The following is a 24,878-nucleotide window of genomic DNA, read 5'->3' on the forward strand; positions in this document are numbered from 1 at the left end:
GCGGATTTTTGTTGCGCACGATCCTAAGTAATCAGCTCAAACGACCTGCCGCATGGGCCAGCATGGTGTAGACCTTGCCGGTGTCGGAGGTGAGGTAGGATTGCGTGACGCTACGATCGCGATCCGTGCGGGCCACGTCTGAAAGCAGCTTTTCGAAATCAGCGATATAGCGGTCGACGGCGGTGCGGAATTCTGGCTCGCGGTCGTATTTGCGCTTGATGTCGTCGAAGGTCTGCTGGCCCTTCAGCGTGTAGAGGCGGCGGGTGAAGACATCCCGTTCGCCGCGCTGATAACGCCGCCACAGATCAACCGAAGCATCGTGATCGATGGCGCGGGCGATATCGACCGAAAGCGAGTTCAGCGATTCAACCACGTGGCGCGGATTGCGCGCCGCAGGCGCTGCTTCCGTTTGCTGGCGTGGTGCGGTCTGGCGAGCCGGTGGCAGGTCGGCAAGGTCGTCGCGCGATGCGCCGCGCAGGAGATCGCTGATCCACCCGCCGCCTGCAGCCGTTTCCTGGCGGGTAGGAGCGGGCGCCTCGGCCGGACGCGGCTGCGGGGCAACAGGACGCTCGGAGAGTGTGCCACGAAGGCCCAGGGCCTCGATCGGCGGCTGCTGCGGCTGCGGAGCCGGCGGTTGCGGCGCTGGCTGCTGTGGTGCCTGCTGAACGGGCGGCTGCGGTGCGGCTGGCTGGGGCCGGGGAGCTGCCGCGGCCGGTGCGGGTGCTGCCGGTGCGGGTGCTGCCGGACGGGGGCGCTGAGCCGGCTGTGCTTCGGCCAGCGCGCGGGCTGCCGGTTCGGAGATTTCCAGCTGCTGCGTCGAGCGGCCGACGATCTGGGAAATATCCTGCAGCGCCTTGATCTGCTCGGCGACGGCGCGACGCATGGCGGCCGCGCTTTCCTTGGCCTCTTCCGGCAGGTCGAAGGCGCCGCGCTTCAGTTCGCTGCGGGTCAGGTCGAGTTCCCGGCGGATGTCGCCTGCCGAGCGACGGATCTCATCGGTCGCACCGGAGAAGCGGCCCACAGCGTCGTCGACTACGACGCGCAAGGTCTCGCGCAACTGCTGGGCTGCGCCGTCCGATGTCTTGCTGGCTTCTGCCAGCATTTGCTCCATGTCGTTGATCGAGGCGGAGAGGCCACCCCGGAGACGGTTCGTCAGTTCGCTCGAACGACGTTCCGCGTTGGCGAAAGTACCGTCGATCGTCTGGTTGGCTTCTTCGCCAGCCTTCTGAAGCGTTCCGCGCATGCTTTGCGCCGCCTGTTCGGCGCGGGCTTCCGCGTCGGCGAGCACACGGCCGATATCGGCGAAGGAGGATTGCACGCCCTGGCGCAGATTGCCGGTGACCTGGTTGGAGCGCTGTTCGGCACGGTCGAAGGCGCTTTCCACCATGCTGCCGAGCGCGCGCATGGTGTTTTCGATCTCTTCCGAGCGCTGCACCAGGCCAATGGACAGGTTCTGCAGCGCTGTCTCGCGCTCTTCCAACGTCGAGACGAGGTTCGATTGTGCAGCACCCAGAAGCTGGGAAGCCTGCGACAGAACCTTGGAATGCTCGTCGAAGCGGCCGATGATGCCGCCGACCTGCGACAGCGTCTTGCCTGAAATATCCGAGAGCTTGTCGACCTTGCCTTCGAGAAGCCGCGTCGAGGCAGAAACCATTTCGCCCGCTTTCGATGCGGAGTCGGCAAACCGGGCCGATGTCGCATTGAGGCGGCCATCGATCGTGGCGAATTCCTCGGCGGCGCTGCTCAGCATGCCTGCCATAGCGGAATTGTTTTCCGCCAACCGCTCGATGATGCCGTTGACACTGGCGAGCAAGTTGTTCTCCAGCGCGCTGACTGCATTGGCGGCATGTTCGGTGCGAGCCGAGATTGCTGCCAACGTGTCATTGGTGCGCGATGCGATGGCGTTGATCAGTGCGGCGTTTTCAGCGCGCAAGCGATCACTGCTTTCCTGAGCAGCGGCCGAGATCAGCGCCGCAGCCTCCTGACCGGTTGCCGCGTAGCGGTCGACGATCGGGCGAGCCTTCTCGTCGATCAGGCGCGACAGCTCGCTGGAGCGGCCGGCGAGCATGGAGTTCAGCTCGCGTGTACGCTCATCGAGCGAAGAGCGGATCGATGTGCCACGGGCTTCCAGAGCCTTGTCGACGTCTGCCAGTGTCGCGTTGATCTCGCGAGCTCGATCTTCCAGGCTGGTACGGATCGCGTTGCCGCGTTGATCGAGCGCGCGCTCGACCTCAGCCATCGTCGAAGCAATCTGCTCGCTGCCGCCGGCGAGCGTATTGCGAATGGCGGCGCCACGGGCTTCCAGGGATTGCTCGGCGGAGGACAGCACCTGCGAGATCGCGTTGACCTGATTGCCGACAAGTCCCTCGGCCTCGGCGACCTTGTTGACGATCGCGTTGCCGGCTTCCGAGAAAGTCTGGGCGACGGCGGCCGCCTGGCTTGCCAGACGATTATGCGTTTCGGAGACGCGCGTGACGATCTCTTCAGAACGCTCGTTCATGGCGCGGGTGAAGGCATCGCTGCGGTTGCCAAGGTCGTCGGCGAACTGCTGGCCGGTGCGGGCAAGCAGATCGGCCGTGCGCGTCGCCTCGCTATCCATGCCTTGCGCGGCATCGGCAACGGCGGTGCGCAGTGTCGTGGCGAGATTGGTGGCCTTGCCCTCGATAGTGCGATTGACGGCTTCGAGGCCGACATTCAGGGCTCGGTCCATGGTCGACAGGCGCTCTTCGATGTGGGCGCTGCCACTTTCCAGTGCCCTGCTCAGATTGGCCGTGCGGCTGTCGATCGCCTCGGCCATGGTTGCCAGACGATTGTCGAGGGCTGCGGCGATGCGGGCTGCAGCGGCGTCTCCGCTGCGGTCGATCTGGGTGATGCCGCTTGAAAGTGTGTCCGACAGCCGGTTGCCGGCGGCATCCACCTGCGCGGCAACTCCGCCGACGCCATCATGGATACGGTTCTCAAGGGCCGATAGGCTGGCCTCGACGCGCGAGCCGGTCTCGGCAAAGCGGCTGGTCATGCCATCGATCGACTGATTGAGATTGCTCGAGAACGTCTCGGCAGAGCGTGTGATGTCGCCGGCTGCCTGCTGAATGCGACCGGCAATATCCCCGGCGCCGCCGTGCAGGCGTTCTTCCAGAGATCTTGCGCTGGCATCGATGGTCTGGCGCAGTGAGGCTTCGCGATCTTCGAGCGACATTTCCAGCATGCTGGCGCTGGTGGCGATCGACGTACCGATCGCAGTCGCCTGCTCCGTCAACGTATTGTCGAGCTGCGCATGCGCATCGCGCAGCGTCAGGCTGATGGCGTTGCTGCGATCCTCGAGAGTGCTTCGCATGCGCTCGTAGGCAGACGCAAGGCTCTCATCCATCTCAGACAGGCCGGCGCCCAGGGCATTTTCAAGCTGGCGGGTGGTGGCGCTGAGTGCGGTTTCGACACGTTCGGCCGAACCCCCAATGAGGTTTTCGATCCGGGCGCTGGCGCTGCCGAGCAGACCGGAGAGCGCGTCGGTATGGGTACCGAGCGAGCGGTCGAGGCGATCCTGATTTTCGGTATAGGCGGCGCGAATGGCGTCGGCCTTGTCGCCAAAAGCGCCGGCGACACGGGATTCCGCGCCGGCCACGCTGTCGAGCAGGGCATTGGCGCGGGATTCCAGGGCACTTTCGAAGCGGTTCTGATTTTCGGCAAGCGTGATGGCGAACGCCATGCTCTTGTCATCGAGCGTGTCGGTCAGCGCCGCATGGCCGCTGTTGACGGCATGGGCGATCGCCTCGGCGCTATTTGCTAAGGTTTCCTCGATCCGGGCCTGGTTATCCGACAGCGCGATCGCAAGCGCCAGCGTCTTGTCGTCGAGGCTGTTGACGATCTTGTCATGCGTGCCGGCGACCGTATTGGAGAGTGCGTCCAAACGGCTCGACAGCGAATCCTCGAGCCGGGATTGTGTGGCGGAAAGCGACATAGCGAGCGCCATCGCCTTTTCGTCCAGCGCGTCGGCGAGAGCCGTATGGCTGCCCGTGAAAGCGTTGGTGATCGCCTCAGCGCGATTGGAAAGCGTTTCCTCAAGGCGCGACTGGCCACTGCTAAAGGCCTCGGCGAGCGCCCTGGTCTTGCCGTCCAACGTATCGGAAACGCGATCGGCATGACCGGAGAGAGTATCCTCCAGATGTGCCTGACCGGCCGAAAGCGCGACGGCAAGCGCCATCGTCTTGTCGTCGAGTGTTTCGGCCAATTTGCTGTGGGTATCGGCAATGGCGTTTGTCAGGCCTTCGACACGACCGGATAGGGTATCTTCCAGGCGTGCCTGGCTTGCCGAGAGCGCGACGGCGAGTGCCATCGTCTTGTCGTCGAGTGTTTCGGCCAATTTGGTATGGGTATCGGCGATCGCATTGGTCAGGCCTTCGACACGGCCGGAGAGAGTATCCTCCAGATGTGCCTGGCTCGCCGAGAGCGCGACGGCAAGCGCCATCGTCTTGTCGTCGAGTGTTTCGGCCAATTTGGTATGGGTATCGGCGATCGCATTGGTCAGGCCTTCGACGCGGCCGGAGAGCGTCTCTTCCAGGCGGGACTGGCTGCTGGTGAGCGCTGCTGAAAGCGCCTTCGTCTTGTCGTCCAGGGTGCTTGCCAGTGCGTTGTGCGTATCGGCGATGGCGCCCGTGAAGCCCTCGACGCGGCCGGACAAAGTATCTTCCAGACGTGCCTGGCTATCGGAAAGAGCAATGGCCAGCGCCATCGTCTTGTCGTCAAGCGTGTCGGCGAGCTTGTTATGCGTGTCAGCGAGTGCGCTGGTCAGGCTCTCAGCCCGGCCGCTCAAAGTATCTTCGATGCGCGCCTGGCCGTCCGATAGCGCGATGGCGAGCGCCATGACCTTGTCGTCCAAGGTATCGGCCAGCTTGCTGTGTGTTTCGGCGACATTGCTGGCAATTGCGTCGGCGCGGCTTGCCAGTGTGTTCTCGAGGCGAAGCTGGTTTTCGGCAAGCGAAATCGCCAGCATCGAGGTGCGCTCGTCAAGGGCAGCGGTCAGATGTTCATGGCTGCCGGTGACGGCATTGATGATACCTTCCGAGCGCTCGGCCAGCGTCTGCTCGAAGCGCGACTGGTTGTCGGAAAGCGCGCCGAACAGCGCGCTGCTGCGCTCGGCCATAACCGTATCGATGCGTTCATGCGCCGAACCCAGCGCCTGGGTGATCTCGCCGGTGCGGGCCGAAAGCGTGTTGTTGATCTCGCTGGCGCGGCCGAGGAAAGTGTTGGTCAGCTCGCTCGTGCCCTTGTTCAGCGCCGAGGAGATGTCGGAGGTTGCCGTCTGCAGGGCCTTGGTGAACTCGCTGGAATGCTCGGCAAGCGTATTGGAGAGCTCGCCGGAGCGGCCGGCAAAAGCCGAGGTCAGCTCTTGCGTGCCGCTCTGCAAGGCGGCGGAGACGTCGCGCGCTACACCTTGGACTGCGGACGTGAAGTTGCCGGCATGCGAGGCAAGGGTGGTGTGCAGTTCGCTGGCGCCGGACGTCAGGGCTGAGGTAATCCCGCTCCTTGCCCCCTCGAGCGCAGCAGCGATTTCGTCGGCCTTGGAGCCGATCGCGCTTTCCAATACTTCCTGGCTGGTGGCAAGTGTCGTCGCCAAGGCAAAAGACTGGTCGGTCAGCGAAGAGCCAATGCGCTCGATGCTGGAGTTCAGGATGCCGTCAATGGCATCCGAGCCGCCACTTAGCGTTTCGTTGATCCGAGTGAGGCTTTCCGACAGTTTGCTGTCCAGCGAACCGGCGCGCTTGTCGAAGGCCGAGGTGAATTCCGAGACCCGCTCGTCGAAGGCAGTCGAAATCTGCGCCACAGTCGACTGCATGCGCTCCTCGAAGAAGCCCGAGCGCAGGTCGATATCCATGATGGTGTCATCGGCGGTCGACTGCAGGCTCTGGCGGAAGCTCGCGCCTTTTTCATCAAGGGCACTGTTAAGCTTGGAGAGCACATCATCGAGCGTACTTGCGATCGAGCGTTCGCTGCCGGTGAGGCTTTCGCTGATTTCGCGGGTGCGGGCGACCAGCGTCTCATTCAATTGACGAGCGCGATCATTGAGTGCCGTGTTCAGCTTCTCGGTGTTGGCATCCAGCGTGGAGGCACGGGTTTCGAACTGGCTCAACAGCTCATTACCGCGCTCCGCCAGCGTCGAGGATAGACTTTCAAGACGCGTGTCGAATTCCTGGCTCAGCGCGACGCCGGAAGCATTGACGTTCTGCAGCAGGCTGTCTGTCTTGGCCGCGAGTAGGGTGCCGAGCGCCTCCAAGGCAGAATCGGACTTCTCCATCAGTGTAGCGGCGCGCGTATCGATCATCGAGGCGAAGGCCTCACCCGAGGTCGACAGGCGCACGGCAATTTCTTCGGTCGCAAGAGACAGATCTTCCTTGATCTGGTCATGCACGCCGACGATCGACGAGCGGATGCGTTCGGCGTGATTGACGATCGCGTCGCGCTCGGAGCCGAGTTCATGCACAAGGCCGCGCACGCGAAGCTCGTTGTCGGCATAACTGCGCTCTAGCGCGTTGACTTCGGTATGAACCAGCGTCTCGAGCTCGGTGGCGCGGGCGATCGTCCGCTCGATGCCTTCGTTCATGGCCGAAACTTCGCGGCGCACGGCCTGGCCGACCGTCATGATGCGCTCGGAGGCGACCGTTTCCGGCTCGGCGAGGCGCAGTGCCACTTCCGCCATCGAGCGGGCGGCGTTGCGCATATCCTGGGCGCGCGAAATCATCACACCGAAAGCATAAAACAGCAGGACGGGAACGATGATGCCGATGATGCAGGCGATCACGCCGGGAAGTGCGGCGAGATCGGCAACTGAGCGTATGTTCCAGAGCTGCGGCCCGTAAAGCAAGAAGGCGAGACCGATGCCGCCGACGATCCAGAACAGCGAGAAGATCGTCGCGTTGCGCACGGCGTGGCTTTGAGAGGCGCCATCGAGCGATTTCAGGATGCTTGCCGGGCTGACCCGGTTGCCATCGTTGGCTGGAGCGAAGATGGGGCTCTTCGGCACTTCGGTCGGTCGGGCGGCAGCGGTGGCGCTGCGCGCTGCGGCCGCCTTGCGTGCCGCGTCATCCTGGCTCTGTTTTGCAGGCGGAGTCGATGGTTCAGACACTCTTGTCTCCGGGGCGTCAGGCGTCGAACCGCTGCGAGGCTCCAAGTTCTCGTCACTGAAATCGATCTGCAAAGCCTCGTCCAGTGCCTGAAAGGCCTTGTCCTCGATCGACTCGATGTACTTTTTGTTCGCCATACGGTTACGCCTCGTTACTACTCGTTCGGGCCTGCCGTGTCTTTTCCGGAAATCCGCCAACGTCCAGAAAAGACGAACCCTGCCTCCCGTGGGGTTACCCGCCCCTGACTGATGTCGGAGATGGATTTCCCGTTACATTTCAGAGTGGATAACCGCTTTTTCAAACGGATGGTATTAAAACATTACCACTATCCACCTCTTGGGCAAAGGCATAGGCCATGAACCCAATTTATCAGTACCGTAGTGACACATTCCCCCAAGCGTGACAATTAATTCCACGGCCGGCTCCGTGTCGTATTAAGCCATTGTTAACACTTTTCGTGGCCGCAACCTGCTGAAAACCTAATAATTTAGCCATGTTTAACGCCCGTTAACCATGTCGTGAGATTTACGCCGCCAATGTGCCAAAATTTAACTCGATAGCCATCGGCAAGCCGCAAGCATGCGGCAGATCCCAGTGAACCCTATAAAATAAGACGGGAGAGTTGGCACATGGCAGCATTAAATATCGCGTTCGAAGCGCCGGACAATTCGCGCGGCGCGGCGCCATCGCGGGAGCGGGCAATCGACCTCGTTCATCTCGCGAAGCAGACGATGGGCGACAAGGCCCTGGAAGTGGAAGTGCTTCAGATGTTTGCCCGCCAGGCGCGGTCCTGCCTGCAGGAAATCGGCAGCGGCGATCCAAAGCGCGCCGTGGCCGCTTCGCACCGGCTGAAGGGTGCAGCAGCTGCCGTCGGCGCATTCAAAGTGGCCGATGCCGCCAATGCGCTCGAAAGCGATGTCGGCGACCCTGCTCGCATGGCGGTGGTGACGAGCTGCGTCATCGAGGCCGAGAATTTCATTCTGAAGCTGTCGCGTTGAGCTGACGCTGACCAAGATTATCCATGTCTTCCATAGCGCCACCAAATGGTTTGAGCCATTTCGGTGGCGCAATTGTTGACTGCCCTCTGGAATTGTTGGAAGAAAAATTCCGGATGTAGCCCTTCACTCTCGAATACCGGAATTCAATCACATGACCAAAGTCACCATCGTCGCTTTCGACGGTACCCGTTTTGACCTTGATGCCGACGATGGCTCCACCGTCATGGAAAATGCCGTGCGCAATTCCGTGCCTGGCATCGAGGCCGAATGCGGCGGCGCCTGTGCTTGCGCCACCTGTCACGTCTATGTCGATGAAGAATGGGCCGACAAGGTCGGCGGCCCGGAGCCGATGGAAGAGGACATGCTGGATTTCGCTTTCGACGTCCGCCCGACTTCGCGCCTGTCCTGTCAGATCAAGGTGACCAAGGCGCTTGACGGCCTCGTCGTGCATGTTCCGGAGCGTCAGGCCTGAGGTCTGCCGCTCGATTTATGCGACCTGCTGTCGGACAGTTCAAAGAATCCGTGCCGCTTTCGGGATGCGCGGACAAAAAAGAAGCCTCGCTCAGCTTGTCGCAGCGAGCGAGGCAAGGCGGGCGCATCACCAACAGGCAAGGGAGGAAACACCTGTGGCTTCAGGACGCGCCAGGAGAACACTGAATATACGCGTCAAACACTAAACTCTAAGCGCGGTGGAACGAATGAACCGCCGGCGCATGAACTCTGATAGATCTTTGCGGGAAACCCCTCAGGTTTCCGGTTCACAATCTGCAAGAACTGATCCACGCCCTTTAAGATAGGAAAAACCTATTTCAGATTCTCGTAAAGTTCAAAAGGTAGAAGTAGTGGACGATTCACAGGTATAGTGACAGTTTTCCCACAGGTTGCTGCGACCGGCACGTAATTTTGGCAAAAAAGAGGCCAAAATTGGCATTTATTCGCCAGTTTGTTGGCTGCGATAGGTCATCAGCCGCTGGATGCGACTTTGAAAATTGATCGCTTCGATTTTGTCGAATCGGGCCTGGTCCTCATCATGTAGCTGAGTTTGCTGCATGGTGACCTCGTTTGCCTTGTCCTGCAGCGTGTCGCAATCCTTGGCCGAAGGCAGGGCGAGGATCGCCCTTTCCATCTGCCGTGCGTGATCGCGGGCGATTTCCGCATGCCTGTCCTCGTGACGGCGGATGTCCTCCGAGAGCGTGTCCCAGATCATCGACAATTGCCGGCTCGCATGCCGCCGATCGCGCCAGCGTGGCAAAATGATTTCGGTGTAGACCGTAATTTTGACGTCGGTGATATAGCAGCGGCCGTTGCGCTCGGTATATGTCGCGTTGCCGCTGAAGCGAATCTTCGTCGCGCCTGGGTGGCGGCTGCTCGAACCCATCGTCACGGGTCCGCGCGCATTCAACGAAGCATCGAGCGCATCGGCGCTATCGCCCTTGATATCGAAATAGGAGATCGACTTGCGGGCGATGACCTCAGCGTCGGCAACGCTGGAGATGGCGCACACAAGCACAAGGACAAGCCAGACACGGATGTGTTGAGAAGCAAACGGCATTCGTGCTGCTACCAGGTTGAACTTCGATGAAGCTTGCGGCATAGCCACTGCAAGCGCAATATCCGAGGCGGGGTTTTTTCATTTTCAATGGGATGGACGGTTCGTGATAGAGCTTCGCAGCCATAGCTGGCACGTTGCGCATGGGCGCAGCCTCGATGTCGGCCAACAGAGCGCCATCATGGCGGTCGTCAACGTAACGCCGGATTCTTTTTCCGACGGCGGCTATTACGAGGCGGTCGACACCGCGGTCGCGCATGCCCTTTTCTGCGTGGAGGAGGGCGCTGCCATCATCGATATCGGTGGAGAGTCCACCAAGCCGAACGCCGAGGCAATCAGCGCCACGCAGGAGCAGGGGCGCGTGCTGCCTGTCATCGAGGCGCTGCGCGGCAAGACGGATGCGCTGATTTCCATCGATACCTATCGCGCCGACACGGCAAGGCTGGCGATCAGCGCTGGCGCACACATCATCAACGATGTCTTCGGCCTGCAGCGCGAGCCGGAAATCGCGGTATTGGCGGCACAGACGGGTGCGGGGCTCTGCATCATGCATACCGGGCGCGAACGGCCAAAGCTGCCGGACGTCATCGACGACCAGGTGTTGTTTTTGAGCCGATCGCTCGATATCGCTGCCGCGGCCGGCGTGAACAGGCAGAATATCGTGCTCGATCCGGGCTTTGGCTTCGCTAAGGATACCGATGAGAATCTCGAACTAATGGCACGCTTTAAAGCACTGCTCCGCTTCGAACTGCCCTTGCTGGTTGGCACGTCGCGCAAGCGATTCGTCGGTGCCGTTACCGGACGCGATATGTCCGACCGGGATGTGGGAACGGCGGCCAGCAGTGCTATATTGCGTTTGCAGGGTGCGGCAATTTTCCGGGTTCATAATGTCGCAATCAACAGGGATGCGCTGGCGGTTGCCGATGCTATTCTTAGGACACGGGCAAAAATCGGCGCCAGGACGCCATGAGCGATATGATCTACACCATCACCCTTCAGAACTGCGCATTTTTCGCCCGCCATGGCGTGCACGACGAGGAGGAATTCCTCGGTCAGCGCTTCTTCGTCGATGCCGAGCTCGATGTCGATGCCGGCGATGCGCTCGAGCGGGATTCGATCGACGATACCGTTAATTACGGTATCGCCTTCAGCGTCATCGAAGAAATCGTCACTGGACGCCGACGCTATCTGATCGAGGCGCTCGCTCTCGACGTCGCCAATGAGCTTTGCCGGCGTTTTCCGACCGTTCGCCGGGCGAAGATTGCGGTGCGCAAACCCAATGCGCCGGTGCCTGGGGTTCTTGACTATGTGCAGGTGAGCGTTGAGCATTTCGCCTGAAACTTTTCTTGCTTCCGGTTCGACACGCGCAACCCTCGGTCTCGGCGGCAACCTCGACAACCCCGTTCGAGCCATGGCGCTTGCTTTAAAGACGCTTGACGCGCGCGCGGATTGCCGCATTGCCGCGGTTTCTCGTCTTTACCGCACGCCGCCCTGGGGCAAGACGGACCAATCTTTCTTCTATAATTCCTGTGCAGCCGTCGATACGACGCTGTCGCCGGAGGCGCTGCTTGAGGTGTGCCTCGGTATCGAGCGCGACATGAAGCGGGTGCGTGTCGAACGCTGGGGGCCGCGCACGCTCGATATCGACATCCTGACCTACGGCGATCTCGAACGCGCCGGATCTCTCTTGACGATCCCGCATCCGCGTATGACCGAGCGAGGGTTCGTGCTGGTGCCGCTTTTCGACTTTGACGCCGACCTCGTGGTCAAGGGCCGCAAGGTGGCGGATTGGTTGAGCGAAGCGGATGTGCAGGGAATAGATGTCGCCGATGAAAATCGCGATTGGTGGAAGGTGGCGTAGTGCCGATCCCACCCGATATCGCAATCAACGACATTCAGATCAGCAGATAAAAAACGCCCCCGGCCCGCTTTTTAAAAGCCGGAGGCGTATTTGCTGTCAGCTCATAAGCTCTACTGGATTGATCCCACAGCCATTTGATCGACATTAGCGCGCTGCAATGTTACGCCGATTACCGGCACCATCTGGTCGTTGACCTTGACCGAAATCGTTACATTCATCGTTTTATTGTCCGCGACGCGGGCAATCATGGCGCCATTCAGCTTCTGGCGGTTCAGGCCGAGCACCACGGTGCCGTCGTTGACGGTGCCCGATGTGACATCCAGGCCTTTGCCGGCTGCACCATCGAGAAATTTCCCTGAGTAGCTGCCACCGCTTTGGGTGATTTCGGCCGTCATCGGCTGCTGGAAGACGCCGACGCGGCACGTCCCGTCGAGCTTGACACCGGCTTGGCTGCCGTCAAGGGCGCTGCCGGTCAGATTGCAGGTGAACTTCGTACCCTTGTACTTGCCGGCGACGATCTCGCCCGGGCCGCGCCACGAACCGGCGACAGACTGGAAGAAGGCTTTGTCTCGGGATGCCGCATCGGCTGAATGCACCCAGGCACCTGCGGAGAGGGCCGCAACGGCAAAGCCGCAAACAAGAAGAAATTGGCGCGAAAACATGGACATTCCCTAACGAAGAGGAACCGGAAACTGGTATCCACTTTTGCCTCAGAATGGTTAATGCTTGGTTTCTTATTGGGGCAAAAGCCGTATTGGCGGGGGTTTGCGGCACTCAGCGGCCGGAGATGCTTGGCGCGAGATCGCCCGCAAAATCACCGATCCCCGGCCGCTTCAACGCCTTGAACGACAGCGGCCTGCAGAGGTCCATCGCGGCGATGCCGATGCGCGCCGTCATCATGCCGTTCACGACGCCTTCACCCAGGCGAGCCGAAAGTTTCGAGGCCAAACCGTGGCCGATCAACTGCTGCACGATGCTGTCGCCGACGGCGATAGAGCCGGTGACGGCGAGGTGCGCAAGCACGTCACGCATCAATCGGATCATGCCGAGCGTGCCGGGCCTGCCGCCGTAGAGCTCCGCCATGGCGCGCACGAGCTTGGCCGACTCGTAAAGCACATAGACAATGTCCACCAGCGCGCGCGGGCTGACGGCCGTAACGACCGAGACCCTTTTGGAAGCGCCGAGAATGAGGCCCCGGGCGCGGCGATCCAGCGGGCCGAGCAGTTCGCGTTCGGCAAGGTCGATTAACTGCGGCGCGTCGATAATATCGTCCTCTGCCGCTTTCAGCGTCGCGCGGCCCTTTGCCGTTTCCGGATTAGCCTCCAAAAGCGTGCACAGGCGCTGGACCAGGGCTTTTGCGCGAGCCGGGCGCTTCTCGGTCATGGCGGCCTCCGCCTCCGCCTTGATTGTCTGCACGGCGGCAAGCCGCATCATGCCCGCCGTCTCGCGAATGACGATGGCAAGGACAGCTAGAATGCCGATGCCGAGCACCGCAAGCGCGCTATAGCCCAACCAGTCGGCACGATTGAAGAGATCGCTAATCAATCGGTCGGTCCACAGGCCGAAGGCAAGCGACAAAAGAATGCCGAAGGCACCGGCGGCAATCTTGCCGAAGGAAAAACCTCTGCGGCGTGGCGAGGCGACAGCAGCTTCGCCATCGGAGGTGGCGGGGGCCGGATCGAGGAACGGATCTTCCTCGTCCGGCGTCAGAACGATTTCAGTATCGAAACTTTGCGGCTTGCGACGCCGCACCTGCGCCGTCGTTTTGGCAGGTCCTTCTTCGTTCGATGTCTCCGGTTCCAGCGAAAAGGCGGCGGGACGGCGCGAAAGGCTGGGATCGTCAGCGGTCGGCTTCGTCATGCGAGACGGTCTCCGAACAGGAACTGCATGGCACGGTCTAGGCGGATGTGCGGCACGGAGAGCTTGATGCCGCCACCGGCCTCGTCCAACTCCGGCGGACGGAAGCGGACGACACTGACTTCGGGTAAATCTGTGCCTGGCGCGCGCCCTTCGAGCGCATCGAACAGCCATTGCGGATTTTCCGGCAAGTCGCCGGGGAAGATCGCCGTCTTGCGGTTGCCGTCGAAGCTCTCGCCGCCGATTGCCTCTCGATCCATCGGCGTGCCGACGATGACGGGGAGTGTATGGCCGTCGCGTTTAACCGTTGCCTCGCGCGTGGCGCGGACAGAGGCGATCGCCATGACCTCGATGCCGGCGCCGGCCATGCCGATCCGTTCTATGGCGCGCTCTACCAGGCGGCGTGTCAACGCCTCCAGCCGGTCGTGGCTTTCGTGATGAAGATGATCAGCCTTGGTCGCCGCGACCAGCACGCGATCGATACGGCGGCCGAGCAATGACGAGAAGAAGGAGTTGGCGCCCGGGCGGAAGCAGAAAAGCACGTCCGTTAGCGCCCGCTCCAGGTCCTGTACAGCTTCCGGGCCTCGGTTGATCGCCTGCAGCGCGTCCACCAGGACGATCTGGCGGTCGAGGCGAGCGAAATGTTCGCGGAAGAAGGGTTTCACCACGACGGACTTGTAGGCCTCGTAGCGACGTTCCATCATTGCCCATAGCGAGCCCTTCTGCCCCTTGCCGTCGACCGGAGGCACCAACGGCGCGAATGTCAGGGCCGGCGAGCCGTCGAGGTCGCCTGGCAGCAGGAATCGGCCGGGCGGGAGTGTCGACAGCGAACGTTCGTCCGATTTGCAGGCTTTGAGATAATTGGCAAAGGCTATGGCAAGTTCCCGTGCAGTCGTCTCATCGGCGGGCGCGGCGGCATTGGTCGCTTGCGTCACCCCGAGCCAGGCACGCGACAGCTCCGCGCGAATTCCCGTCTTGGCGAGCGCCAGCGTCTCCTCGCTGAAGGCCTGGAAGTCCTTGGTGAGCAATGGCAGATCGAGCAGCCATTCACCGGGATAGTCGACAATGTCGATGGAAAGGCGACCGGGCGAAAACAGCCGGTTCCAGCCGCTGGCGCTTTGATAATCCAGCGTGACGCGCAGCTCTGAGACAGCCCGGGTCGACTCCGGCCAGATACGCTCCTTCACCAAGGCGCGAATGTGATCCTCATATTGGAAACGCGGCACGGCATCATCGGGCTGCGGCTCAAGATGCACGGCGGAGACGCGGCCGGATTGCACCGGCTCGAACAGCGGCAGCCGACCGAAATTCAAGAGATTATGAACCAGAGAGGAAATGAAAACAGTCTTGCCGGAACGCGAAAGGCCGGTCACGCCGAACCGGATCGTCGGATTGACGAGACCTGTCGTACGGTCGATGAGATTATCGAAGGCGATCAGGGCGTCGTCAGTGAAGGAGGTCAGGCTTGGCGGCAAGGCGGGATCCCTGAATGACAGCTGGTGGTCAATATAGGAAGCGATGCGAGAGCCGAAAAGATGGCCGGCCCTTGGAGGTCAAATCCGCTAAATCAGCGTGCCGGCAGATCTTTTGCCGCCGAACCTATTTCTTGACGAAATCCGTAAGGACCCAGCCCGACGGCGTCGCGTCGATGACGGCAAGTCCGGCGGTCGGAAAGCCTTTGGGAAGGGCTGAGACGTAGGCCTTATGGCCAATCAGCGCTTCGAGCGTAGCTTCAATGGTCGGGTTGTGGCCGACCAGCATGACGGAACCCTCGCTCACCTGCGACGAGATGATTTCGAGATAGCCGTCCGTTGTGGCGTCGTATAGCTCGTCGACGTAGCGAAACTCGGTCGAGGGACCCATGGCGCGGCGAATGGCTTCAGCGGTTTGGCGGCAGCGCAATGCTGTGGAGGAGATGACGAGATCCGGCTTGTAGTCCTTGTCGACGGCTTTTTCGGCGACAATTTCCGCTGCGGCAAAGCCCTCATCGCTGAGCGCGCGGTCGAAATCTTTTTGGCCGGGCGCGGGTCGCAGAGCCTTGGCATGTCGCAACAGGTAAATCCGGGAAGGCGGCGGCGTGATGCGGGTCATGGCGGAATTCCCGTGCTCGATTTGTCCTTTGACGTACCGCCTCATCCCATGCGCCGTCAACAGCGCAGCCATCGGCTACGCACGGGTTTGGCGATCGTTCACGCGAAGGTTATGGTTCTACCACATTTTTAGTATCGCGAATATATGATGGAAAAAGAGACCTTTAGCCGACTTTTATGACAAATTTAAAAAACCGTTCACGACGTCTATTTGGCTTGAATCGATACTATCGGTTGGGATATACACCCCGCAATATGAGATGTTCTTCAGGAGAATCGCGTTGAGTGAGAAGATCGATCTTAGCAATTATGTGCCCTCGGAAGACGAGGAGTTCATGAATGGAAACCAGCGTGCCTATTTTCGTGCTAAGCTAGTCGCCTGGAAAAATGATATCCTAAGAGAAGCGCGCGAAACTCTCGATCATCTGGCCGAAGAAAGCGCAAACCACCCCGATCTCGCTGACCGGGCCTCTTCTGAAACCGACAGGGCCATCGAGCTTCGGGCTCGCGACCGCCAGCGAAAGCTCATTTCGAAAATTGACGCCGCTCTGCAGCGGATCGAGGACGGCACCTACGGTTACTGCGAGGAAACTGGCGAACCAATCGGTCTCAAGCGCCTGGACGCCCGCCCGATCGCCACCCTGTCGATCGAAGCGCAGGAACGCCACGAGCGTCGCGAAAAAGTCTATCGCGACGAATAAGCGTCCGATCGAGCCGATTGGGGTGCAAAAAATTAAGGCACGGCGGAAATTTCCATCGTGCCTTTCTCATGCCGTGGCGAGGCGCGGCTGGCGCCATCCTATTTGTCGCGGTTGACGCTCATTTCACCGAAGATGCGCGCAACCTCTTTCTGAAGCGCGGCATCCGACCCGGTCATCGGCGCGAGCTCCGGATCAAGGCGTTGTTGTGGAGAGACTGCGGGCTGCTGTTGCACTTGCCGTTGTGGCTGCGCGTTCGGAATGATCCGCTCGGCAGTGAGATTGCTGGACATTTCCGCTTCCAATATGCGCTGGAAGTCGCTGTCGGGTTCGCGCACCGGCGGCGGCGCAACCGCTGGCGCAGCTTGAGCTGCGACGGAGGGGCGAACGGGTTGTGCGGCCGGAGCGACACGCGCCGGTTCCTGCGGCAATACCTGCTGGCGGGCCGCATCGAGAATCTCAGCCACTTCCGCCTCGCCCAGCATGGCAGCCGACTGTTGCGCACGCTGCTGAGGCGTGGGAGCAGGTTGCTGACGCTCGACCGTTTTGGCGGCGCGTGGCGGGGCCGGCTCAAAGCCAGCCGCAGGTTCGGGCCGCGCATAGGCTCCGACTGAAACGTCCTCTGACAGGGACGGCTGTAAGGCTGCCGCCGTTTGATGATCGAGGCGAGGCGCTTCCTGCGCCGGCTCCAACTGGCGTTCCAAAGCCATCGGCATTCCGACCGGCCCCGGCATGCCAGCCTTGGCCGCATCGGAAATCCCCGATTCAATGACGATATCGGTCGGGCCGCCGATCATGATAAGGTGTTCGATGCCATCGCGTCGTACCAGCACGAGACGGCGGCGAGCGTCGACGGCGGCGGCATCAAGCACCTGCAGGCGAGGCTGGCGGTTCTTGCCGCCGCGCACGAAAGGCGAGGGCGCTCGGTTGCGGAAGATCCAGAGGATGCAGATCAACAGAAGAAGGGCAATGCCAACCCCACCGGCTGCGAGGAAAAAGCGACTGCCATAAGCCCCGGCGATTTCGTCCCACATTTCGAGATACTCCGTAATTAACCCCGATGTCGTGACCATGCCGTAACGAAACGACCGGCCCCGTGTCTTCACCTTTGTGTTGATATGAGGCGATCATATGGACAGGTTCGCTCCGGAAACAAGATAGGATCGTCGGTTGTCCAGCGCTCTTCCTTGTGAATACAGGCCTTTCTAGCCCCGCAAAGCTTTTTGCTGATGCCGCAAATTGGTAAAGAAGATTCGAAAGGTCCGAATCCGGCGATCCGTCAAGTGCCTGACGTGACAAGGAAGAGGATGGAGACGAGGGGTTTATGACGAAGCAGCGTCAGTCCGACGACTATAGCGTGCCGCTGGTGGATCGCGGGGTTCGTTCGGGCACCGTATTGCGTATCATTCTGCTTGCCCTGGTGCTGGTGGCGGCGGCCGTCGCCTTTGTCGTCTTCAAGGACGAGCTCGACAATGAAACCGTGCTTGGCGGCCTCGGCATTCTTGCCATGGTCGGCATCTTCTTTCTTGTCTCATCCATCATCGGCTTCGTCGAAGTCATGCCGCAGACGCAGTCCGACAGCCTGGCGCGTTCATTCCTGAACAGTCATCCCGACGGCACGCTGATCACGGACGAAAAGGGCCGCATCGTCTACGCCAATGCCGCTTACGGTCAGTTGACGGGCGCGACCAAGGCGACCGAAGTGCAATCGCTGGAAACGCTGCTGTCGCGCAATCGCGAATCCAACGAGGCGCTATACCGTCTCGCCAACGGTCTGCGCGACGGCAAGGAGGGGTCGGAAGAATTTCGGCTCCTGAAGCCGCTCGGCCCGGCGGAGGCCAACGGCAACGGCGCGCATTGGTATCGCCTGAAGGCGCGTGTATTGCCGCCGGAGCAAGGGCGCGGCAAGGCATTGCATATCTGGCAGATCACCGACATCACCTCGGAGCGGGACGACCAGGAGCGTTTCTTCAAGGAACTGCAAAACGCCATCGACTATCTCGATCATGCGCCGGCGGGCTTCTTTTCGGCCGGCCGCAAGGGTGAGATATTCTATCTGAATGCGACGCTTGCCGAATGGCTGGGCTTCGATCTCACCAAATTCACCCCTGGCTCGATCACCATCGGCGATCTCGTCGCTGGCGAGGGCTTGGCGCTGATCCAGTCCGTGCAGGCCGAGCCGGGCCTCAAAAAGACGGTGACCCTCGATCTCGATCTGCGCCGGGCCAATGGCCAGAGCCTGCCGGTGCAGATTGTCCATAGCGTCACGTCGATGCGCGACGGCGCGCCGGGCGAAAGCCGCACCATCGTGCTCACGCGACAAAATGGCGGCGACAACGATCAATCCGCCTCCGTCGCGGCCATGCGCTTCAGCCGCTTCTTCAACAATACGCCGATGGCGATTGCCTCCGTCGACGGATCAGGGCGTATTCTGCGCACCAACGCACCTTTCCTGAAGCTCTTCTCCGATCTGGTATCGCGTGACGATATCGAGCGTGGCGCTGCCCTCGAGACGGTCGTTTTTGAAGCTGATCGGCCGCGGCTCGCACAGGCAATTGCCGCCGCAAAGGACCGGCAAGGTGATATCCCACCGATCGATTCCCGCAATCCGACGGACGACACGCGGCATTTCCGCTTCTACGTCAACGCTGTCATCGATCAGACCGACGAAGCGCCCGAGGAAGCTGCCATCGTCTATGCAGTCGAAGTGACCGAGCAGAAGGCGCTCGAAACGCAGATGGCGCAGACGCAGAAGCTGAATGCCGTCGGCACGCTCGCCGGCGGCATCGCGCATGATTTCAACAACGTGCTAACAGCGATCCTGCTCTCGTCCGACCACCTGTTGCTGCAGGCGCGGCCATCCGATGCCAGCTTTGCCGACCTGATGGAGATCAAGCGCAATGCCAACCGCGCCGCGGTGCTGGTGCGGCAGTTGCTGGCCTTCTCGCGCAAGCAGACGATGCGGCCGACAATCCTCAACCTGACGGATGTCATCGGCGATCTGCGCATGTTGGTGGATCGACTGCTTTCGGGCACGCATGTCAAGCTGGACGTCGACTATGGTCGCGATCTCTGGCCGGTCAAAACCGACCTCTCGCAGTTCGAGCAGGTGCTGATCAATCTCTGTGTCAATGCACGCGATGCCATGCCAGGCGGTGGCACCTTGACGCTGCGTACGCGCAATCTGTCGGCCGCCGACGTTGCTGCTTTCAACTATGCCTATCTGCCGCATGAGGAAATGGTGCTGGTCGAGGTCAGCGACACCGGTACGGGCATCGCGCCCGATATCATGGACAAGATCTTCGAGCCTTTCTTCACGACGAAGGAAGTGGGCAAAGGCACCGGGCTCGGGCTTGCCATGGTCTACGGCATCATCAAGCAATCGGGCGGCTATATCCACCCGGAATCCGAAGTCGGCAAGGGCACGACCTTCCGCATCTTCCTGCCGCGCCACATCGTCGAGATCCCGACGATTATCGAAGGGCAGGTCTCCGAAAGTCGCGACATCTCGGCGATGGATCAAAGTGTCGCCGCCATCGTCCCGCCGGAGGAGCCCGCCGATCTCACCGGCAAGTCGGCCGTCGTTCTCCTGGTGGAAGACGAGGAGGCCGTGCGCCGCGGCGGAAAGCGCATGCTCGAGACGCGTGGCTATACCGTCTACGAGGCAGGGTCCGGCGTCGAGGCGCTAGACATCATGGATGAACTGGACGGGCAGGTCGATGTCGTCGTTTCCGACGTTGTGATGCCGGAGATGGATGGGCCGTCGCTGTTGCGGGAATTGCGCAAGAAATATCCCGACATGAAGTTCATCTTCGTGTCGGGATATGCCGAAGATGCCTTTGCACGCAACTTGCCGGCCGACGCAAAATTCGGTTTCCTGCCCAAGCCCTTCTCGCTGAAGCAACTTGCCGTCGTCGTCAGGGAGACGTTGGATCGGTAGATGAGAAGATTAAAGTAAGACGGCCAAAAACTGACATTTCCCGTTGCCATGCCTGACCGATCCGTGGCATCAAACCGACATGACCGACCTTGCAAACCTCAGTCTGCGGATGTGGTGGCGCTCCTTCTAGGAGCGGCAGTCGTCATTTGTTGAAATCGACCCATGCCGCCGTGATCCGGCAGGCATGGTTTTTCGGCTTTCTTCCGGTCTCGGCGGCTCCCTTTTGCGGAGCAAGCCAATGTCTTCACCTATCGATAACAGGCCGGTCATTCTCACCGGCGACCGCACCACAGGTCCTCTCCATCTCGGTCACTATGTCGGGTCCCTCAGGAACCGCGTCGCCCTTCAACATAGCCACCGGCAGTTCCTGCTTCTCGCAGATACGCAGGCCCTAACCGATAATGCGCATGATCCGGACAGGATAAGCCGCAATGTATTGGAGGTAGCCTTCGACTATCTCGCGGTCGGGATCGATCCGGCCGTAACAACGATCTGCGTGCAATCCGCCTTGCCGGCGCTTTCGGAGCTGACGCTGCTCTACCTGAACTTCGTGACCGTCGCACGGCTGGAGCGCAACCCGACGATCAAGACGGAAATCCAGGCTCGTGGTTTTGAGCGCGATATTCCAGCGGGGTTTCTCTGCTATCCCGTCGCTCAAGCGGCTGATATCACGGCCTTCAAGGCGACGATCGTTCCGGTGGGCGAGGATCAGGCGCCGCTGATCGAGCAAACCAACGAAATCGTACGTCGCCTCAACAGGCAGGTTGGCCGCGAAGTTCTTCCAGAGGCTGAAGCGATGATACCGACGGTTGGCCGTCTGCCGGGCGTCGACGGCAAGGCTAAAATGAGCAAGTCGCAGGGCAATGCCATCTCTCTTTACGCATCACCGGACGACATTCGACAAGCCGTGCGCGCGATGTACACCGATCCTAAGCATCTGCGCGCCGCCGATCCTGGAAAGGTCGAAGGCAATGTCGTCTTCACCTATCTCGATGCATTTGCCGAGGACAAGGATCTCGTCGAAGGGCTAAAGGCGCGCTATCGCAGGGGCGGCCTTGGCGACATGGTCGTGAAACGGCACCTCGAAGATATGCTACAAGCTCTGCTTGCCCCGATCCGAGAGCGCCGAGCGCTCTATGCTGCCGATCCCGGCCATGTTCTGGACGTGCTGCGGCAAGGCACGGCAAGAGCCAAAGAGCGGACGGAAGCAACCTTTGCAGAACTGCGCGCCGCTTTAGGTCTATTCACTTTCACCTAAAGCGGCCATAAAGCTTCGACATCCATAGCCTATGTCTGTCTTATTCGGCCAGGGCAACCGCGATTTCGGCAGCAAGGCGCGCGTTGTTTTCGACGAGCGAGATATTGGTCTTAAGGCTGCGGCCGTCGGTGATATCGAAGATGGTGCTGAGCAGATATGGGGTGACCGCCTTGCCGGCGATCTCGTCGCGCTCGGCGCTGTCGATGGCGCGCTCGATATAAATTTCCATCTCCTCGCGCGGGATTTCATCGGCTTCAGGTACCGGATTGGCGATCAGCATGCCACCGTCGATGCCGAGTTGTTCACGGGTCGTCTGGAAGTTGGCGATCGCCGCCGGGCTGTTTAACGTCAACGGGCTCGCCAGGCCGGAAGAACGCGACCAGAAGGCGGGGAATTCGGCGCTGTCATAGGTGACGACCGGAACGCCGCGGGTTTCCAGCACTTCCAGTGTCTTCGGGATATCGAGGATCGCCTTGGCGCCGGCGCAAACGACGATGACGTCAGTGCGGGCGAGTTCCTCCAGGTCTGCCGAGATATCGAAGCTTTCCTCGGCGCCGCGATGCACGCCGCCGATGCCGCCGGTCGCAAAGACCTTGATGCCCGCCCGAGCCGCGGCAATCATCGTTGCAGCGACGGTGGTGGCGCCCGTGCGACGCTCGGCAATCGCAAAAGCCAGATCGGCGCGCGAGACCTTCATCGCGCCGGTGGTCTTGGCGAGCGCTTCCAGCTCTGCCGGCTCCAGGCCGATATGAAGCACGCCGTGAATGACGGCGATCGTTGCCGGTACTGCACCTTCCTGCCGGATGATCGCCTCGACGCTGCGTGCCATCTCGATATTGCCCGGATAGGGCATGCCATGGGTGATGATGGTCGATTCCAGCGCTACCAACGGTGCACCGCGCAGCTTGGCCGCGGCAACCTCCTTCGAATAGGAGATCGGCAGCAGGGGGGAAATGGGCTTGATCATGGTCTAATCCAATTGGCTGAGACGGGAAATGCGATTTGCGTGCGCTTCATGACAAGATAGCGGCTTCGGGAACAAGAGCCAGCGTTGCCTTCAAGAGCTCGGGCGAAAGATCTTCCGCGGTGGCAAAAGGCGACCGCACGGTGATCGCGGCCGCGGCCGCGCCGTAGCGCACGGCCTCGCCAAGACCGTGGCCGGCTAATAGCGCGGCAAGAACACCGGCGGCAAGCGAATCCCCGGCGCCGGTGACATCGGCAATGTCATCGACGATGGGCGGCTGCAGGCTGATCGCGTCATCGCCGGAGAAGGCGATCAATTCCCGCCTTCCGCGGGTGATCACACCGCCCTTGAGGCCGAGGGAGCGCAATCCGGCAACCCAGCTGCGTGGGTCGTCGGGACGGCTTTCGGTCAGGGCCACGGCTTCCGCCTCGTTCAAAAAAAGATGGTGGATACCGGCAAGGCTGGGTTTCAGGCGCACCACCTTGGCCGGCGAAATCGCAATTGCGGCCAATGGGTTGCCGCAATCGGCGGCGCGCGTTGCGATCGCTGCGAGTGTTTCGGCCGGCAGGTTGGCATCGCACAGGATCAGGTCGGCGGCGACAAAGGCGTCGCGGATGGCACGGATTGCCAACCGGCGCGGCACGAACAGCTTATAAAGCTCCATATCGGCAAGCGCGATCACGAGATTGCCGTCGTGTTCCAGGATTGCCGTATAGCTCGGCGTCTTGCGATCGAGGAAAACGAAGGGCTTGTCGTCGACGCCGGCATTGCGCGCGGCTTGCGCCACCATCTCGCCGGCCGCGTCGCCGCCACGCGGCGAGATCAGCCGCACATCGAAGCCGAGGCGAGCCAGATTGCGCGCCGCATTGAAGCCGCCGCCACCCGGCTCCTCGAACCAGGCGCCCGGGTTGCTGGCCCCCGGCACCGTCTCGCCGAAGATGCGGCCGCGCCGGTCGATATGGGCACCACCCAGAACGAGAATCTTCTTGGCCATATCGATCTCCTCAGTGGTTCCAAAGGCGAATCGAGCCGAGCGATTTTTCGCGCAAAAGTCCGGGCAAGCGCACGTAAGTGCTTGCTATGAAAGAAGAAAACAAATGTAGAACGGAATTCATTTTACCTTTTTCTTTCAATTGCTTGTTGTGCTCTTGCGGCATGAGAACAAATAGAGTACACAATTCTCATCGGCGGCAACATTGCTTGAGCGGCTTCAATAACCTAAAGGTGGATCGGATGTCTCAGAATTCTTTGCGGCTTGTAGAGGACAAATCGGTGGATAAAAGCAAGGCACTTGAAGCGGCACTCTCTCAAATCGAGCGGTCGTTCGGCAAGGGCTCGATCATGAAGCTCGGCTCGAACGAGAATGTGGTCGAAATCGAAACAGTTTCCACTGGCTCGCTCAGCCTCGATATCGCTCTCGGCATTGGCGGCTTGCCCAAGGGGCGCATCATCGAGATCTACGGACCGGAAAGCTCCGGTAAGACGACGCTGGCGCTACAGACGATCGCCGAATCCCAGAAGAAGGGCGGTATCTGCGCCTTCGTCGATGCCGAACATGCGCTCGATCCGGTCTATGCCCGCAAGCTCGGCGTCGATCTGCAGAACCTTCTGATTTCGCAGCCGGACACCGGCGAACAGGCGCTTGAAATAACCGATACGCTGGTGCGCTCCGGCGCCATCGACGTTCTCGTCGTCGATTCTGTCGCGGCGCTGACGCCGCGCGCGGAAATCGAAGGCGAAATGGGCGACAGCCTGCCGGGCATGCAGGCCCGCCTGATGAGCCAGGCGCTGCGCAAGCTCACCGCATCGATCTCGAAGTCCAATTGCATGGTCATCTTCATCAACCAGATCCGCATGAAGATCGGCGTCATGTTCGGCTCGCCGGAAACGACGACTGGCGGTAACGCGCTGAAGTTCTACGCCTCCGTGCGCCTCGATATCCGCCGTATCGGCTCCGTCAAGGAGCGCGAAGAGGTGGTCGGCAACCAGACCCGCGTCAAGGTCGTCAAGAACAAGATGGCGCCGCCCTTCAAGCAGGTGGAGTTCGACATCATGTATGGCGAGGGCGTCTCCAAGACCGGCGAGTTGATCGATCTGGGCGTCAAGGCCGGCATTGTCGAGAAGTCCGGTGCCTGGTTCTCCTATAACAGCCAGCGTCTGGGCCAGGGTCGCGAAAACGCAAAACTCTTCCTGCGCGACAACCCGGATCTCGCCCGCGAGATCGAACTGTCGCTGCGTCAGAATGCCGGTCTGATCGCCGATCGCTTCCTGCAGAACGGCGGGCCTGAGGCCGATGACGGCGACGCCGCGGACCTGTAATTTCCGCGACGGAACCCAGGACTAATCAAGACTAAAATTCGAAACCGGCCGTATTGTCCAAGGGATGTACGGTCGGTTTTGTTTGTGCGTCTGGACAGGGCTCGGAGCGGACGATAAAAGCCACTGGATTTACTAAATATTGCCAGAGCCTGATCCCATAGGTGCGAAGCGGTTTTTGCATAGGGTCATGCTAATCAATGGAACATGAGCGAGACGAAATCTCGCTCGA

18 protein-coding genes are annotated in these 24,878 nt (G+C 60.7%); 9 read left to right on the forward strand and 9 right to left on the reverse strand.

Annotated elements, in window-relative coordinates; all coding sequences use genetic code 11:
• Positions 1 to 31: 31 nt before the first annotated feature.
• Positions 32 to 7,252 carry an apolipoprotein A-IV repeat region-like domain-containing protein gene (locus tag PY650_RS08290; protein WP_285878630.1) on the reverse strand — a complete coding sequence of 2,407 codons (7,221 nt, stop codon included), beginning with the start codon at positions 7,250 to 7,252 and terminating at the stop codon, positions 32 to 34.
• Positions 7,253 to 7,744: 492 nt separating this feature from the next.
• Between PY650_RS08290 and PY650_RS08295 the strand changes: the two genes are divergently transcribed.
• Both PY650_RS08295 and PY650_RS08300 read left to right on the forward strand, forming a co-directional pair.
• Positions 7,745 to 8,113 (forward strand): Hpt domain-containing protein, encoded by a 369-nt coding sequence (locus PY650_RS08295; protein ID WP_285878631.1) that lies wholly within the window; start codon positions 7,745 to 7,747, stop codon positions 8,111 to 8,113.
• Positions 8,114 to 8,264: 151 nt separating this feature from the next.
• Positions 8,265 to 8,585 (forward strand): 2Fe-2S iron-sulfur cluster-binding protein, encoded by a 321-nt coding sequence (locus PY650_RS08300; RefSeq protein ID WP_285878632.1) that lies wholly within the window; start codon positions 8,265 to 8,267, stop codon positions 8,583 to 8,585.
• Positions 8,586 to 9,044: 459 nt separating this feature from the next.
• Here PY650_RS08300 and PY650_RS08305 read toward each other — a convergent pair whose 3' ends face one another.
• A complete protein-coding gene (locus PY650_RS08305) occupies positions 9,045 to 9,665 on the reverse strand; it encodes a DUF922 domain-containing Zn-dependent protease (RefSeq protein WP_285878633.1) in 621 nt (206 codons plus the stop codon).
• A 103-nt stretch (positions 9,666 to 9,768) separates the two neighbouring features.
• Between PY650_RS08305 and folP the strand changes: the two genes are divergently transcribed.
• Genes folP through folK form a run of 3 tightly spaced genes read left to right on the forward strand, consistent with a single transcriptional unit; the run spans position 9,769 to position 11,523 of the window.
• Positions 9,769 to 10,632, forward strand: coding sequence for a dihydropteroate synthase (gene folP, locus PY650_RS08310; protein ID WP_490390924.1), 864 nt, complete (start codon positions 9,769 to 9,771; stop codon positions 10,630 to 10,632).
• A gap of 5 nt (positions 10,633 to 10,637) precedes the next feature.
• The gene (folB, locus tag PY650_RS08315) at positions 10,638 to 11,000 is read left to right on the forward strand and encodes a dihydroneopterin aldolase (RefSeq protein ID WP_285878735.1); all 363 of its coding nucleotides are present in this window, start codon (positions 10,638 to 10,640) and stop codon (positions 10,998 to 11,000) included.
• Positions 10,984 to 11,523: a 2-amino-4-hydroxy-6-hydroxymethyldihydropteridine diphosphokinase gene (gene folK / locus PY650_RS08320; protein ID WP_285878634.1), complete on the forward strand. Its 540-nt coding sequence runs from the start codon at positions 10,984 to 10,986 to the stop codon at positions 11,521 to 11,523. Before folB ends, folK begins: the two co-directional genes overlap by 17 nt.
• A gap of 110 nt (positions 11,524 to 11,633) precedes the next feature.
• Here the strand turns inward: folK and PY650_RS08325 are convergent, their stop codons facing one another.
• The 4 genes from PY650_RS08325 to PY650_RS08340 form a co-directional block, all read right to left on the reverse strand.
• The gene (locus PY650_RS08325; RefSeq protein WP_285878635.1) at positions 11,634 to 12,185 is read right to left on the reverse strand and encodes a hypothetical protein; all 552 of its coding nucleotides are present in this window, start codon (positions 12,183 to 12,185) and stop codon (positions 11,634 to 11,636) included.
• A gap of 112 nt (positions 12,186 to 12,297) precedes the next feature.
• Positions 12,298 to 13,383: a YcjF family protein gene (locus PY650_RS08330; RefSeq protein ID WP_285878636.1), complete on the reverse strand. Its 1,086-nt coding sequence runs from the start codon at positions 13,381 to 13,383 to the stop codon at positions 12,298 to 12,300.
• Positions 13,380 to 14,855 (reverse strand): YcjX family GTP-binding protein, encoded by a 1,476-nt coding sequence (locus tag PY650_RS08335; RefSeq protein WP_285878637.1) that lies wholly within the window; start codon positions 14,853 to 14,855, stop codon positions 13,380 to 13,382. The genes PY650_RS08330 and PY650_RS08335 overlap by 4 nt, the downstream gene beginning before the upstream one ends.
• A gap of 124 nt (positions 14,856 to 14,979) precedes the next feature.
• Positions 14,980 to 15,471, reverse strand: a complete 492-nt coding sequence (locus PY650_RS08340) for a SixA phosphatase family protein (RefSeq protein WP_285878638.1) — start codon at positions 15,469 to 15,471, stop codon at positions 14,980 to 14,982.
• 280 nt (positions 15,472 to 15,751) lie between these two features.
• On the opposite strand from PY650_RS08340, the gene dksA reads away from it, so the two are divergent.
• A complete protein-coding gene (gene dksA, locus PY650_RS08345) occupies positions 15,752 to 16,171 on the forward strand; it encodes an RNA polymerase-binding protein DksA (protein ID WP_028753038.1) in 420 nt (139 codons plus the stop codon).
• Between the two features lie 98 nt (positions 16,172 to 16,269).
• Here the strand turns inward: dksA and PY650_RS08350 are convergent, their stop codons facing one another.
• A complete protein-coding gene (locus PY650_RS08350; RefSeq protein ID WP_285878639.1) occupies positions 16,270 to 17,202 on the reverse strand; it encodes a flagellar biosynthetic protein FliO in 933 nt (310 codons plus the stop codon).
• Between the two features lie 290 nt (positions 17,203 to 17,492).
• On the opposite strand from PY650_RS08350, the gene cckA reads away from it, so the two are divergent.
• A complete protein-coding gene (gene cckA, locus PY650_RS08355) occupies positions 17,493 to 20,108 on the forward strand; it encodes a cell cycle histidine kinase CckA (RefSeq protein WP_285878640.1) in 2,616 nt (871 codons plus the stop codon).
• 238 nt (positions 20,109 to 20,346) lie between these two features.
• The gene (gene trpS, locus PY650_RS08360; protein WP_285878641.1) at positions 20,347 to 21,366 is read left to right on the forward strand and encodes a tryptophan--tRNA ligase; all 1,020 of its coding nucleotides are present in this window, start codon (positions 20,347 to 20,349) and stop codon (positions 21,364 to 21,366) included.
• 40 nt (positions 21,367 to 21,406) lie between these two features.
• Here the strand turns inward: trpS and PY650_RS08365 are convergent, their stop codons facing one another.
• On the reverse strand, positions 21,407 to 22,333 hold the full coding sequence (locus PY650_RS08365; protein ID WP_285878642.1) for a pseudouridine-5'-phosphate glycosidase: 927 nt from the start codon (positions 22,331 to 22,333) through the stop codon (positions 21,407 to 21,409).
• Positions 22,334 to 22,379: 46 nt separating this feature from the next.
• A complete protein-coding gene (locus tag PY650_RS08370; RefSeq protein ID WP_285878643.1) occupies positions 22,380 to 23,324 on the reverse strand; it encodes a carbohydrate kinase family protein in 945 nt (314 codons plus the stop codon).
• A 239-nt stretch (positions 23,325 to 23,563) separates the two neighbouring features.
• Between PY650_RS08370 and recA the strand changes: the two genes are divergently transcribed.
• On the forward strand, positions 23,564 to 24,649 hold the full coding sequence (gene recA / locus PY650_RS08375) for a recombinase RecA (RefSeq protein WP_285878644.1): 1,086 nt from the start codon (positions 23,564 to 23,566) through the stop codon (positions 24,647 to 24,649).
• Positions 24,650 to 24,878 lie beyond the last annotated feature (229 nt).

The organism is Martinezella calliandrae, assembly GCF_030272695.1.
In the GTDB taxonomy this organism is placed as follows: Bacteria; Pseudomonadota; Alphaproteobacteria; order Rhizobiales; family Rhizobiaceae; genus Rhizobium; species Rhizobium calliandrae.

Excerpts from the sequence above, each read along its gene's own strand:
- folB (WP_285878735.1), top strand. The coding sequence starts at position 10,638 with ATGATCTACACCATCACCCTTCAGAACTGCGCATTTTTCGCCCGCCAT.
- PY650_RS08330 (WP_285878636.1), bottom strand. The coding sequence starts at position 13,383 with ATGACGAAGCCGACCGCTGACGATCCCAGCCTTTCGCGCCGTCCCGCC.
- PY650_RS08295 (WP_285878631.1), top strand. The coding sequence starts at position 7,745 with ATGGCAGCATTAAATATCGCGTTCGAAGCGCCGGACAATTCGCGCGGC.
- PY650_RS08365 (WP_285878642.1), bottom strand. The coding sequence starts at position 22,333 with ATGATCAAGCCCATTTCCCCCCTGCTGCCGATCTCCTATTCGAAGGAG.
- PY650_RS08305 (WP_285878633.1), bottom strand. The coding sequence starts at position 9,665 with ATGCCGTTTGCTTCTCAACACATCCGTGTCTGGCTTGTCCTTGTGCTT.
- PY650_RS08340 (WP_285878638.1), bottom strand. The coding sequence starts at position 15,471 with ATGACCCGCATCACGCCGCCGCCTTCCCGGATTTACCTGTTGCGACAT.
- trpS (WP_285878641.1), top strand. The coding sequence starts at position 20,347 with ATGTCTTCACCTATCGATAACAGGCCGGTCATTCTCACCGGCGACCGC.
- cckA (WP_285878640.1), top strand. The coding sequence starts at position 17,493 with ATGACGAAGCAGCGTCAGTCCGACGACTATAGCGTGCCGCTGGTGGAT.
- PY650_RS08370 (WP_285878643.1), bottom strand. The coding sequence starts at position 23,324 with ATGGCCAAGAAGATTCTCGTTCTGGGTGGTGCCCATATCGACCGGCGC.
- recA (WP_285878644.1), top strand. The coding sequence starts at position 23,564 with ATGTCTCAGAATTCTTTGCGGCTTGTAGAGGACAAATCGGTGGATAAA.
- PY650_RS08350 (WP_285878639.1), bottom strand. The coding sequence starts at position 17,202 with ATGTGGGACGAAATCGCCGGGGCTTATGGCAGTCGCTTTTTCCTCGCA.
- PY650_RS08325 (WP_285878635.1), bottom strand. The coding sequence starts at position 12,185 with ATGTTTTCGCGCCAATTTCTTCTTGTTTGCGGCTTTGCCGTTGCGGCC.
- PY650_RS08290 (WP_285878630.1), bottom strand. The coding sequence starts at position 7,252 with ATGGCGAACAAAAAGTACATCGAGTCGATCGAGGACAAGGCCTTTCAG.
- PY650_RS08300 (WP_285878632.1), top strand. The coding sequence starts at position 8,265 with ATGACCAAAGTCACCATCGTCGCTTTCGACGGTACCCGTTTTGACCTT.